This window comes from Pseudomonas sp. MF09150 (assembly GCF_059862355.1).
The window spans coordinates 67690-80592 of sequence record NZ_JCBCUS010000002.1 but is presented as its reverse complement, the minus strand read 5'-3'; the positions used below and the strand labels follow the sequence as shown (position 1 = coordinate 80592).

General features: G+C 63.3%; 11 protein-coding genes. All 11 read right to left on the bottom strand.

All coding sequences use genetic code 11. The annotated features are described in order from the left end of the window. Nucleotides 1-29: 29 nt before the first annotated feature. Complete coding sequence (purD, locus tag AC19YX_RS09915) at nt 30-1325, bottom strand: phosphoribosylamine--glycine ligase (protein WP_078469629.1); 1296 nt, start codon at nt 1323-1325, stop codon at nt 30-32. Nucleotides 1326-1514: 189 nt separating this feature from the next. After that, entirely contained in the window at nt 1515-3122 is a 1608-nt protein-coding gene (gene purH / locus AC19YX_RS09910) for a bifunctional phosphoribosylaminoimidazolecarboxamide formyltransferase/IMP cyclohydrolase (protein WP_078469630.1), read from the bottom strand. Between the two features lie 81 nt (nt 3123-3203). After that, on the bottom strand, nt 3204-3524 hold the full coding sequence (gene fis / locus AC19YX_RS09905) for a DNA-binding transcriptional regulator Fis (protein WP_003186237.1): 321 nt from the start codon (nt 3522-3524) through the stop codon (nt 3204-3206). Further along, entirely contained in the window at nt 3521-4534 is a 1014-nt protein-coding gene (dusB, locus tag AC19YX_RS09900; RefSeq protein WP_020299149.1) for a tRNA dihydrouridine synthase DusB, read from the bottom strand. The genes fis and dusB overlap by 4 nt, the downstream gene beginning before the upstream one ends. A gap of 194 nt (nt 4535-4728) precedes the next feature. Continuing rightward, the gene (locus tag AC19YX_RS09895; RefSeq protein WP_500606166.1) at nt 4729-5970 is read right to left on the bottom strand and encodes a DUF3426 domain-containing protein; all 1242 of its coding nucleotides are present in this window, start codon (nt 5968-5970) and stop codon (nt 4729-4731) included. 30 nt (nt 5971-6000) lie between these two features. Continuing rightward, the gene (gene prmA, locus AC19YX_RS09890) at nt 6001-6879 is read right to left on the bottom strand and encodes a 50S ribosomal protein L11 methyltransferase (RefSeq protein WP_078469632.1); all 879 of its coding nucleotides are present in this window, start codon (nt 6877-6879) and stop codon (nt 6001-6003) included. A gap of 201 nt (nt 6880-7080) precedes the next feature. Then, nucleotides 7081-8442 (bottom strand): acetyl-CoA carboxylase biotin carboxylase subunit, encoded by a 1362-nt coding sequence (accC, locus tag AC19YX_RS09885; protein ID WP_020299152.1) that lies wholly within the window; start codon nt 8440-8442, stop codon nt 7081-7083. A gap of 17 nt (nt 8443-8459) precedes the next feature. Next, nucleotides 8460-8918 (bottom strand): acetyl-CoA carboxylase biotin carboxyl carrier protein, encoded by a 459-nt coding sequence (gene accB / locus AC19YX_RS09880; RefSeq protein ID WP_500606165.1) that lies wholly within the window; start codon nt 8916-8918, stop codon nt 8460-8462. A 24-nt stretch (nt 8919-8942) separates the two neighbouring features. Then, nucleotides 8943-9398, bottom strand: coding sequence for a type II 3-dehydroquinate dehydratase (aroQ, locus tag AC19YX_RS09875; RefSeq protein ID WP_020299154.1), 456 nt, complete (start codon nt 9396-9398; stop codon nt 8943-8945). A gap of 144 nt (nt 9399-9542) precedes the next feature. Next, entirely contained in the window at nt 9543-11282 is a 1740-nt protein-coding gene (locus tag AC19YX_RS09870; protein ID WP_500606376.1) for a protein-disulfide reductase DsbD, read from the bottom strand. Between the two features lie 107 nt (nt 11283-11389). Continuing rightward, on the bottom strand, nt 11390-12433 hold the full coding sequence (locus AC19YX_RS09865; RefSeq protein ID WP_446739967.1) for a methyl-accepting chemotaxis protein: 1044 nt from the start codon (nt 12431-12433) through the stop codon (nt 11390-11392). Nucleotides 12434-12903 lie beyond the last annotated feature (470 nt).

The window sequence follows — 12903 nt, the reverse complement described above, 5'->3', positions numbered from 1 at the left end:
AGGGACCCTTGCCGAGCGATAGGGCCGCCTTATTGCTGTTCTTCGCCACGCTCGCGGGCAATGGCACGGTAGCCGATGTCCTTGCGGTAGAAGCAGCCTGGCCAGTCGATCTTGGCGGCCAGTTTGTACGCTTGTTGCTGGGCGGCGTCGACACTGTTGCCCAGGGCCGTGGCGCACAGCACGCGACCGCCGGCGGTCACCACCTGGCCGTCCTTGAGCGCAGTGCCGGCGTGGAACACTTTGCCTTCCAGGCTGGCGGCGGCGTCCAGGCCGGTGATGGCTGCGCCTTTGGCGTAGTCACCCGGGTAGCCACCGGCCGCGAGCACGATGCCCACGCTCGGACGTGGATCCCATTGAGCTTCGACCTTGTCCAGGGCCTGGGCCAGGGCGGCTTCCACCAGCAACACCAGGCTCGACTGCAGACGCAGCATCACCGGTTGGGTTTCCGGGTCGCCGAAGCGGCAGTTGAACTCGATGACTTTCGGATTGCCGGCCTTGTCGATCATCAAGCCGGCGTACAGGAAGCCGGTGTAGACGTTGCCTTCGTCGGCCATGCCGCGCACGGTCGGCCAGATCACCAGGTCCATCACCCGCTGGTGCACTTGGGCTGTGACCACTGGCGCCGGGGAGTAGGCACCCATGCCGCCGGTGTTCGGCCCGGTGTCGGCGTCGCCGACGCGCTTGTGGTCCTGGCTGGTGGCCATGGGCAGCACGTTCTTGCCGTCGACCATGACGATGAAGCTGGCTTCCTCGCCGTCGAGGAACTCTTCGATCACCACCCGCGAACCGGCTTCGCCGAAGGCATTGCCGGCCAACATGTCGCGTACCGCGTCTTCGGCTTCGCCCAGGGTCATGGCGACGATCACGCCTTTACCGGCGGCCAGGCCGTCGGCCTTGATCACGATCGGTGCGCCTTTTTCACGCAGATAAGCCAGGGCCGGCTCGATCTCGGTGAAGTTCTGGTAGTCGGCAGTCGGGATCTTGTGGCGGGCCAGGAAATCCTTGGTGAAGGCTTTCGAACCTTCGAGCTGCGCGGCGCCGGCGGTTGGGCCGAAGCAATCCAGGCCACGGCTGCGGAACAGGTCGACCACACCGGCCACCAGCGGCACTTCCGGGCCGACGATGGTCAGGGAGACATTCTTCTCCGCGAAATCGGCCAACTGCTCCAGGGCCAGAACGTCGATGGCGACGTTCTCGCACTTGGCTTCAATGGCGGTACCGGCGTTGCCCGGTGCCACGAAAACTTTCTGGACGCGTGGGTCCTGAGCGACTTTCCAGGCCAGGGCGTGTTCACGACCGCCGCTACCGATGATCAGTACATTCATTTCAAAAACCTCGGATGACGCTAATTCTGTTTTAGAACCTAAAGCGCTTCACGCCGTAGGAGGCTGCAATGACACCGCTAGATGCAAGGCGGAGCCCACCTCGATGAGCGGAGTTGCCTGTTGGCAATGAGCATCATCGGGGTGGGCTCCAACGCAGCAGATGCCGGTGTCAGTGCGACCGTTGTCGTATCAGTGACGGAAGTGGCGCATGCCGGTGAATACCATGGCAATGCCGGCTTCGTCGGCTGCGGCAATCACTTCGCTGTCGCGCATCGAGCCGCCTGGCTGGATCACGGCGGTGATGCCGACCTTGGCTGCGTTGTCCAGGCCGTCGCGGAACGGGAAGAACGCGTCGGAAGCCATCACCGAACCCGCGACCTGCAAACCGGCGTGCTCAGCCTTGATCGCGGCGATGCGCGCCGAGTTCACGCGGCTCATCTGGCCGGCGCCGACACCGATGGTCTGGCGGTTCTTGGCGTAGACGATGGCGTTGGATTTAACGTACTTGGCCACTTTCCAGGCGAAGATCAGGTCGTTGATTTCCTGTTCGGTCGGGGCGCGCTTGGTCACCACCTTCAGGTCCTGGCTGCCGATCATGCCGATGTCGCGGCTCTGTACCAGCAGGCCGCCATTGACGCGCTTGTAGTCCCAGGCAGCGGCACGTTCAGCCGACCATTCGCCGCAGGCCAGCAGGCGCACGTTGGCTTTGGCAGCGACGATGGCGCGGGCTTCTTCGCTGACGCTCGGGGCGATGATCACTTCGACGAACTGACGCTCGACGATGGCCTTGGCGGTCTCGGCGTCCAACTCACGGTTGAACGCAATGATGCCGCCGAAGGCCGATTCGGTATCGGTGGCGTAGGCCAGTTCGTAGGCCTGGCGAATGCCGCCTTCGGCGTCCGGGCTCACGGCCACGCCGCACGGGTTGGCGTGCTTGACGATCACGCAGGCCGGCTTGACGAAGCTCTTCACGCATTCCAGCGCGGCGTCGGTGTCGGCCACGTTGTTGTACGACAGCTCTTTGCCTTGCAGCTGGGTCGCGGTGGCGATGCCGACTTCGGCAGGCTTGGCTTCCACGTAGAACGCCGCGCTCTGGTGCGGGTTCTCGCCGTAGCGCATTTCCTGGGCCTTGATGAACTGGCTGTTGAAGGTCCGCGGGAACTGGCTGCGGCCGGAAGTCGACAGGGTTTCAGCCGCCTGGTTCACGGTGCCCATGTAGTTGGCGATCATGCCGTCGTAGGCGGCGGTGTGTTCGAAGGCCTTGAGCATCAGGTCGAAACGCTGGGCGTAGGTCAGGCCCCCGGCTTTCAGGCCTTCCAGGACACTGGCGTAATCGCTGGCGTTGACCACGATGGCCACGTCTTTGTGGTTCTTGGCCGCCGAGCGAACCATGGTCGGGCCGCCGATATCGATGTTCTCGATGGCCGTCGGCAGGTCGCAGCCTGGCTTGTTGATGGTGGCTTCGAACGGGTAGAGGTTGACCGCGACCAGGTCGATCGGCTTGATCCCGTGTTCGCTCATGATGGCGTCGTCGATGCCGCGACGGCCGAGGATGCCGCCGTGGATTTTCGGGTGCAGGGTCTTGACCCGACCGTCCATCATTTCCGCGAAGCCGGTGTAATCCGCGACTTCCACTGCGGCCACGCCGTTGTCGCGCAGCAGCTTGAAGGTCCCGCCGGTGGAGAGGATCTCGACGCCCAGGGCTTCCAGCTCCTTGGCGAATTCGAGGATCCCGGTCTTGTCGGAAACACTGATCAAGGCGCGGCGGATCGGCAGGCGGGTGGTCTGGTCGGTCATCTCAATTTCCATCAAAAGCAAAGGAGTCAGCAAAAAAGGCGACCGGTTTTACGCGGGCGCCTTTCTGGTTTGATTGAATGCTTACAGCAAATCGTATTGTTTGAGCTTCTTGCGCAGGGTGCCGCGGTTCAAGCCCAGCAGCTCGCTGGCCTTGGTCTGATTGCCCTTGACGTAGTTCATCACGCTTTCGAGCAACGGGGCCTCGACTTCGGAGAGCACCAGGTTGTACACGTCCGTGACGGCAGCGCCCTCAAGGTGGGCGAAATAATTGTGCAGCGCCTTTTCGACACTCCCGCGAAGGGTCTGGCCTTCTTCGCTCGGCGTATTGAGGTGCTGTTTCAAATTCACGTTGTCGCTCACGGGTGTTGTTCCACTCACTAAAGTCTCGGTCATCATCGTCATGCGGCCACCCCTTCTCCGTCCCCTGTCACCAGGCTCTTGTAACGCTCGGCAAAGAACTCACGAACGTTGGCGCACTGTGCTTCCGTATCTTCCAAACGATTGAAGTGGGCGCGAAACTCCCTGGCGCCCGGCAGGGTTGCGAGATACCAGCCGACATGCTTTCGAGCAATGCGTACGCCCATGACATCTCCATAGAAGGCATGCAGCGCGGCCAGGTGCTCTAGCAGAATACGTTCCACTTCAAACAGCTCCGGTGCCGGAAGAATTTCGCCGGTACGCAGAAAGTGCTCGATTTCACGAAAAATCCATGGCCGCCCCTGGGCGGCCCGGCCGATCAACAACCCGTCGGCTCCGGTGGCATGCAACACCTGCCGGGCCTTTTCGGGTGAGTCGATATCGCCGTTGGCGAAGACCGGAATCGACACCGCCTGCTTGATCGCGGCAATGGTGTCGTACTCGGCTTCACCGGTGTACAGGTCGGCGCGGGTCCGCCCATGGACCGCCAAAGCCGTAATGCCTGCCTGTTCGGCGATCTTCGCCACCGTCAGGCCGTTCTTGTTCGCCCGGTCCCAGCCGGTGCGGATCTTCAGGGTGACCGGCACATCGACCGCAGCCACCACGGCCTGCAGGATCTCGGTCACCAGCTCTTCATCTTTCAACAGTGCGGAACCGGCGGCCTTGTTGCAGACCTTCTTGGCCGGACAGCCCATGTTGATATCAATAATCTGTGCGCCCAGCTCGACGTTGGCCCGGGCTGCATCCGCCAGCATCTGCGCATCACCACCGGCGATCTGTACCGAGCGCGGCTCGGGATCACCTTCGTGAATCATGCGCATCCGCGATTTGCGGGTGTTCCACAAACTCATGTCGCTGGTGACCATTTCCGAGACTACAAGCCCTGCGCCCAAACGCTTGCAAAGCTGACGAAAGGGCTGGTCGGTGACACCCGCCATGGGGGCGAGAATCAAGCCGTTGTGCAATGTATATGGGCCGATGCGTACCGCCGACATAGGACTTCCCTGTTGTGGGGCCGGATCATGAGAGTTCGAAAAAGGGTTGGCATGATACCCGCTCTCGATGACTGGTTAAAGGCTGAATTGGATAAAATCTGAACAGTTATTCCTTTATCGCCAGCGGTTTGGTCGGCCGGGGCTATCGGAAAACTGCCGTCAAAAGTGTGCCGCCTGTGCGGCCAGTGACCGGATCACTCGGGAGAGTGGAAGCTCAGACTGTAGTTCACGGCCTTGGGGCCCGGATCAAGAATGTCCAGGGCGATGTGGATTGGCGTCTGCGGTGGCATTTCCGACAGGCCTTCGAGCTCGCCGTTGAGGTACTCGCCGGGCTTGAAGCGTCGACTGGCGATCAGTTGCCCATTGAGGTCGGCGAAGCGCAGTTCCAGCAGGGGGAACGGCTGGGAGAACGGCGCGCGGTTATAGATGATGGCGTCCACCACCAGCGCGCCGCTGAAATCCGGATGGCTGCGGACCACCAGGTTGCTGCTCTTGATTCGGGCGATATCGACCTTGGACGGCACGGTGCAGCCCATTTCCGGGCACAGTTGCTGGAACCAGGGGCGGTACTGGTCCTGGCGCGCCAGTTCGTCGAAGTGATAGGCAATGTACTGCCCGGCCAGGGCCGCGGCGGCCAGCAGGATCAACAGGCTCCACAGCAGGCGCCGGCCCCAGGGCGAGCGACGCTTTTGCCAGTCGAGGTGAATCGGGTCGTCGACCAGGTCCAGCAGCACGTCGTCCTGGACGCCGGGTTCGCTGCGGCCGCGCTTTTGCTTGCCGTTGACGGGCACCTCGACGTCGTCCTCGTCGCGCTCGGCGGCGATCGGCGCGGTTGGATGCGCAGCTGGTTCGAGGTCGTTGTCGTGCTCGATGTGGCGTGTGTTGGGTTCGTCTTCGAGGTCGGCCAGGTTGAATGACAGCGAAGGCTCGGTGCGTCCGGGTTTCTGCGGCTCGGCGGTCGGGGCCGGGTGCTCTTGCGCCTTGCTGCTGGTATCGAGCTCGTCGCGCTCGCCGGCGGTGGCGCTGAACAGGCTGTCGGGCCAGTGTTCGTCTTCGGCGTCCGGTTGATCGCGGCGGGCGCTCAGCGACTCTTCGCGGTGGCCGCGGTCCTGGCCGAAGGCCTTGGCGGGCTGGATTTCCCGTTGTTCGAGCTTGGCCAGTTCCTCATCGAGGTCCAGGTGATCCAGGTCGAGTTCGCTGGCCGACCATTGCTTCTGGCTGATGGCGCGCTGCGGGGGAGGGGAAACGGGCGCCACCGGTGCCGGAGTGGCCGCGGCGTCCCGGTTGGCGCGTTGTTCCAGCAGTTGGCGCGCCGCGTTGAACACCTGCAGGCACGAGCCGCAGCGCACCACGCCACGGGCCACGCTCAACTGGGCGTGGCTGACGCGGAAGCTGGTCTGGCAATGCGGGCACTGGGTGACAAAACTGTCGGTCATGCGGCCATCCGGATTATGCAGGCGGCCATTCTAGCGCCGACGGCCGCTGATGCGCACCCAGCCATCGCGATTGGCGATGGGGTCCAGGTCGAAGTCCTGGGCATAGGCTGCGGCGACTTCTTCGCCCTGTTCCGCCAGGATCCCCGACAGTGCCAGGCGACCGCCGGGCTTGACCAGGCTCGACAGCTGCGGGGCCAGGGAGACCAGGGGGCCGGCGAGGATATTGGCCACCAGTACATCGGCCTGGACCTGGGGCAGATCCTGCGGCAAGTACAGCGGGAACAGCGCTTCGGCGATATTGTTGCGCCCGGCGTTATCGCGGGAGGCTTCCAGGGCCTGGACGTCGATGTCGGTGCCGACGGCTTCCTTGGCGCCCAGCAGCAGGGCGGCGATGGCCAGGATCCCCGAGCCGCAGCCGAAGTCGAGCACGTTGCAGTCCTTGAGGTCCTGGCCATCCAGCCATTCCAGGCACAGTGCGGTGGTCGGGTGGGTGCCGGTGCCGAACGCCAGGCCCGGGTCCAGCAACAGGTTGACCGCGTCCGGCTCCGGCGCGGCGTGCCAGCTCGGGACGATCCACAGGCGCTGGCCGAAACGCATGGGCTGGAAATTGTCCATCCAGCTACGCTCCCAATCCTGGTCCTCGATCACTTCGCTGTGGTGCTCGGGCAGCGGGCTGCCGGTCAGCAGCTCGAGGTGGGCCAGTACGCTGGCCGGATCGGCGCCGTCTTCGAACAGGGCCAGCAGGTGAGTGTGGGACCACAGCGGGGTGGTGTTGAGTTCCGGTTCGAAGATCGGCTGATCCTCGGCGTCCATGAAGGTGACCGAGACGGCACCGACTTCAAGAAAAGCGTCTTCATAGGTTTCGGCTTGTTCTGGGCTGATGGCGAGACGGACTTGCAGCCAAGGCATGGCGGGCACCTTTGAAAATATGTGTTGTGCAGCCTAGCGGGCCGCGAGAAGCGCGCAAGTTTACGCGAGCCAGGACCGGGTTGCACAGGATATCCCGGTGGCGACGGAGCGTGCCCTTCGCCACGGCGGCGGGGGGCATGTCTGTGTTTCAGAAACAACAAAGCCGCTCGAAAGCGGCTTTGTCGGTGTGGCGTGTGCCGATCAGTGTTGCTCGGCCAGCTTGTGCTCCAGGTAGTGAATGTTCACTCCCCCTTTGCAGAAGCCTTCGTCACGGGTCAGGTCGCGGTGCAGCGGGATGTTGGTCTTGATCCCGTCGACGACGATTTCGTCCAGCGCATTGCGCATGCGCGCCATGGCTTCGTCACGGGTCGCCCCGTAAGTGATCAGCTTGCCGATCAACGAATCGTAGTTCGGTGGAACCGCATAACCGCTGTACAGGTGCGAATCGACACGTACGCCATTGCCGCCCGGAGCATGGAAATGCTTGACCGTGCCTGGGCTTGGCATAAAGGTTTTCGGGTCTTCGGCGTTGATCCGGCATTCCAGCGCGTGACCGCGGATGACCACGTCATCCTGGGTGAACGACAGCTTGTTGCCGGCGGCGATGCTGAGCATCTCCTTGACGATGTCGATGCCGGTGACCATTTCCGATACCGGGTGCTCTACCTGGACACGAGTGTTCATCTCGATGAAGTAGAAGCTGCCGTTCTCGTAGAGGAACTCGAACGTGCCGGCACCACGGTAGCCGATGTCGATGCACGCCTTGACGCAGCGGGCGAAGACTTCCTGACGCGCTTTCTCGTCGATGCCCGGTGCCGGTGCTTCTTCGAGAACCTTCTGGTGACGACGTTGCAGCGAGCAATCGCGGTCGCCCAGGTGGATGGCGTGGCCCTGGCCATCGGAAAGCACCTGGACTTCCACGTGACGTGGGTTGGTCAGGAATTTTTCCAGATAGACCATCGGGTTGCCGAACGCTGCGCCCGCTTCGGAGCGGGTCAGCTTGGCCGAGGAGATCAGGTCTTCTTCTTTGTGCACCACACGCATGCCGCGACCACCACCGCCGCCGGCGGCCTTGATGATCACCGGATAGCCGACTTCACGGCCGATGCGCAACGCGGTTTCTTCGTCTTCGGGCAGTGGGCCGTCGGAGCCTGGAACGGTCGGTACGCCGGCAGCGATCATGGCGTGCTTGGCCGAAACCTTGTCGCCCATCAGGCGGATGGTTTCAGCTTTCGGGCCGATGAAGGCGAAGCCGGAGTTTTCCACCTGTTCGGCGAAGTCGGCGTTTTCCGCGAGGAAACCGTAGCCTGGGTGAATCGCCGTGGCGCCGGTGACTTCTGCTGCCGCGATGATGGCCGGGATGTGCAGGTAAGACTGTGCAGCTTGCGCCGGACCGATGCAGACGGATTCGTCTGCCAGGCCCAGGTGCATCAGCTCTTTGTCCGCCTTGGAGTAAACGGCGACAGTCTTGATTCCCATTTCCTTGCAAGCGCGCAGGATCCGCAGTGCAATTTCACCGCGGTTGGCAATCAGGACTTTTTCCAACTTCGCAGGGGTCGGCATCAAAGGCACTCCGCGGCTCAAACGATGGTGAACAGCGGTTGGTCGTACTCAACCGGCTGGCCGTCTTCGACGAGGATGGACTCGATCACACCGCTGGTTTCAGCTTCGATGTGGTTCATCATCTTCATGGCTTCAACGATGCACAGGGTGTCGCCTTTCTTCACGCTCTGGCCAACTTCAACGAAGGACGGCGAGGACGGGGAAGACTTGCGATAGAAAGTGCCAACCATTGGCGAACGGGCAACGGTGCCGTTCAGCACTGGGGCTGCGGGTGCGGCTGGTGCAGCAGCGGCGGCCGGAGCAGCGGCTGGAGCGGCAACCGGAGCAGCCATTGGAGCCGGTGCGTAGTATTGCTGGGCTGGAGTCTTGCTGTGGCGGCTGATGCGTACGGACTCTTCGCCTTCCTTGATATCCAGCTCGTCGATGCCGGACTCTTCCAGCAGTTCGATCAGTTTCTTAACTTTACGGATATCCATGAATCATCAACTCCCAAGGGTCGGTCAGGGGCGTTTAGCTTGTTGTTCAAGCTGCTCTAGTGCGGCCTCCAGGGCCAGTCGGTAACCGCTGGCGCCAAGGCCGCAGATCACTCCCACCGCAACGTCGGAGAAGTAGGAGTGATGGCGGAATGGTTCGCGTTTGTGCACGTTGGACAAATGCACTTCGATGAATGGGATGCTCACCGCCAGCAGCGCGTCACGTAATGCGACGCTTGTATGCGTAAAAGCTGCTGGATTGATCAAAATGAAGTCCACGCCTTCGCCACGGGCAGCATGGATCCGGTCGATCAATTCATACTCGGCGTTGCTTTGCAGGTAGAGCAAATGGTGCCCGGCATCACGGGCCCGCTGTTCCAGGTCTTGATTGATCTGGGCCAGGGTCACTGCACCGTAGACGCCCGGTTCACGGGTGCCGAGCAGGTTCAGGTTGGGTCCGTGCAGAACCAGTAGGGTCGCCATCTGCTGTTCCTTGTTGTCGCGCCGTTATTAGAGTGAGCAGTGCCCAGAACTGCGCGACTATGCCGCAAAGCGTTTATGACTGTCCAGTTCTCTGCAATAGCCAGCACGATGACCGATGTTTGCGCAAAATATGTGACTGGGTGTTTAAATCCGGTCATTCGCTTTGGCGACACGTTCGGCGAAGTCCGCCGCGTTGATTTCACCAATCACCCTGACTTCTGCACGTTCGGCGCCATCTTTGCCAAAAAACAGCAAGGCCGGTGGCCCGAACAATTGGTAGCGATCAAGCAGGGCGCGTTGCTCGGCATTGCTGGCGGTCATGTCGAAGCGGACCAGGCGATAGCCCTTGAGCCGGTCGACCACCTGGCTGTCGTTCAGCACCTGGTGCTCGATGACTTTGCAGCTGATGCACCAGTCGGCGTACCAGTCGAGCAACAGCGGCTGGCGCGCCGCCTTGGCCTCGGCCAGTGCCTGCTCCAGCGCGGCCGGCGTATCGATGGTTTGCCAGGCGCCGTTCGACGCCTGGGTGGCCACCGCAGGCGTGCCGCCGGGAAGAGGGCGCAGCGGGTCGGTTTGACCGCTGAGCGCGCCATACCAGCAGGCCAGTGCATAAAACATCAGGAACAGACCCAGCAATTGCGCCAGGCGCTGGCGGGGCGCCTTGTAGATAAACTCCAGCGCGCCGAGGAACAGCCCGACGCCAGCCGCCAGCGCGCCCACCAGCAGCAAGGTGATCTGCCCCGGCAATACCCGGCTCAGCAGGCCGATGGCCAGGCCCAGCAGGAGAACGCCAATCGCGTTTTTCACGTAGATCAGCCATGAGCCGCTTTTCGGCAGCCAGGCCGCGCCGCCCGTGGCCACCACTACCAGCGGCAGGCCCATGCCCAGGCCCAGGGCGAACAGTTTCAAGGCCCCGCCCAGGGCATCGCCGCTGGCGCTTATATACAGCAGGGCGCCGGCCAGTGGCGCGGATACGCAGGGCGATACCAGCAGGCTGGAAACCACTCCCAGAACCGCTGCGCCCCACAGCGACCCGCCTTGGGTACGCCCGGCAATGTGTTCCAGTCGGTTGCTGATAAAGCGCGGCAGCTTGAGTTCGAACACGTCGAACATCGCCAGGGCGAACAGCGCGAAGAACAGCGCGAAAGGCCCCAGCACCCAGGCCGATTGCAGGCGCGCCTGCAAGTTCAGTTGTGCGCCGAACATCCCCATCAGAGCGCCGAGCAGGGCAAAGCAGGCGGCCATCGGCAGCACGTAGGCCACCGAGAGGGTGAAACCGCGCCAGCCACCCACCTGGCCACGCAACACCACCCCGGACAGAATCGGCAGCATCGGCAGGACACAGGGGGTAAAGGTCAGCCCGATGCCGGCGAGCAGGAACACCGCCAGTTCGCGCCAGCTCCAGTGTGTTGCAGGGCTGCCTGTCGGGTCGATCTGCAGGCGTTCGGTTTCCGGTGGATAACACAGGCCCTTGTCGGCGCAGCCCTGGTAGGTGACGGCCAGGGTAAAGGCCCGTGGGTCGTTGGCCGTGCGTGGCAGCTCGACGTCGAGAATGCCGTGATAGACCTCGACATCGCCGAAGTACTCATCGTGTTTCTGCTCGCCTGCGGGCAACTGCGCCGCGCCGAGGCCGATATCGGCTGGCTCGCTGCGAAACTGAAAGCGGTGGCGGTAGAGGTAATAACCGTCGGTGGCGACGAAGCGCAGCTTGATCGACTCGGGCGTGCTCTGCACCAGGCTCAATTGGAAGGCTTGGCGCACCGGCAGGAAGTCGGCGCTGTTATTGACCGCGCCCAGGGTCGAGCTGGGGCGTGAATCCAGAAGCCCGGCGGCGGTTGCCGGCAGGGCGAGCATTAGCAGCATCAGGCAGAGCAGGCGGCGCATGGCGATCTCGCGAATCGAAAGTGTGCGCATGATAACGGACGCCGGCCTTCATGGCCGCTGTGGCGTGCCTGTGGCCGCAGCCTGGCGGCAGCGGCTATGGGGTGGGGTCACACGCGAAAGGCCTGCACGGCGGTGTGCAACTGACCGCCCAGGGTCAGCAGGGTGGCGCCTTGTTCGCGGCCTTCGCCGATGCGCAGCAGGTTGTCGCCGCCCAGTTGGTGGATGCGTTCGCTGTGATCGCGGATCTCGCTGACGGCGCCGCTTTGCTGGGCAGTGACGTCGGCGATGCGCACGGCGGTATCGGAGATGGTCTGGATCGCGCCGACGATCTTGTCCAGCGCGCCATCGGCGGCCTGGGCCTGATTGGCCGTGGCTTCGGCGTGTTCGACCTGGGCGCGCATGCCTTCCACCGATTGCCGGGCGGCGGTCTGCAGGCCGGCGATCAGGGTCTGGATCTCGGCGGTGGCGCCGGCGGTACGTTGCGCCAGGGAGCGCACTTCCTCGGCCACCACGGCAAAACCACGGCCCATTTCCCCGGCCCGAGCCGCTTCGATGGCCGCGTTAAGGGCCAGCAGGTTGGTCTGGTCGGCGATCGAGCGGATCACCGTCAGTACGCCGCCGATGGTCGCCGACTCTTCAGCCAGGTGCTCGATCATCTGTGCGTTGCCTTGCACTTCATCCACCAGTGCGTGGAGCCCGGTCAGGCTCAGGCCAATCACTTTCTGCCCGTGCTCCACGGCGAGCCCGGCGCTGCGGCTGGCGTCGGCGGCCTGGCTGGCATCGCCGGCTACCTGCTGAATGGTGGCTTCCAGTTCGCCCAGGGCATCGCGGATCTGCGCGGTATCACCCGCCTGGCGTTGCGCGCCGCTGTGCAAGCCGCTGCTCAACTCGGCCAGGGCTCGGCTGCTGCCGGCGACCTGCTCGGCGTTCTGGCGAATGGTGCCCACCAGGTCCACCAGATAGGCCCGCAGGCGATTCAATGACTCCTCGATCGCATGCAACTCACGGTTGGTCTTGCCCAGGTGGATGCCCTGGCTGAAGTCGCCCTCGGCCCAGGTCGACAGCGCCGGGGCCAGGTTGGTCAGGACCCGCGCCAGCTTGCGTTGCAGGGTGTCGATCACCAATGCGATCAACAGGATCAGGCCGATCATCAGGCCTTGCATCAGCCGCACTTCGCCCTGGATCTGCCCGTGCTGGGCTCGCACCGCCGGCTCCAGCCCGGCGATGGCCTGTTGCACGGTGGCGATTTTCAGGTGGGTGGCGGCGCTGAGGTCGGCGCGTTTCTGGATCTGTTCGCGGGTGCGGTTCAGCTCGGCCGGGTAGCGGGTGAGCAGGCTGTTGAGTTCCCGCTTGAGGCCGACGCCGGTGTCTTCGGCGACGGCTTTCACGCTGTTGTCCAGGCCCATCAGGGCGGCGAAGTCATCGGTGTTGGATTCACTGCTGCTGGTCACGCCCAGCAACGGCAGGGCCTCCAGGCGCTCGGCCTGGCTGCGGATGTTGTTCACCTCGCGCTCGACATCGGCGGCCAGCTCGCTGCGTCCGCTGCTCACCAGTTTGTCCCGGGCCAGGGACAGCTTGCCCAGGTGCTGCGCGGCGCTCAGCAGCAGCGGCAGGTAGGCAC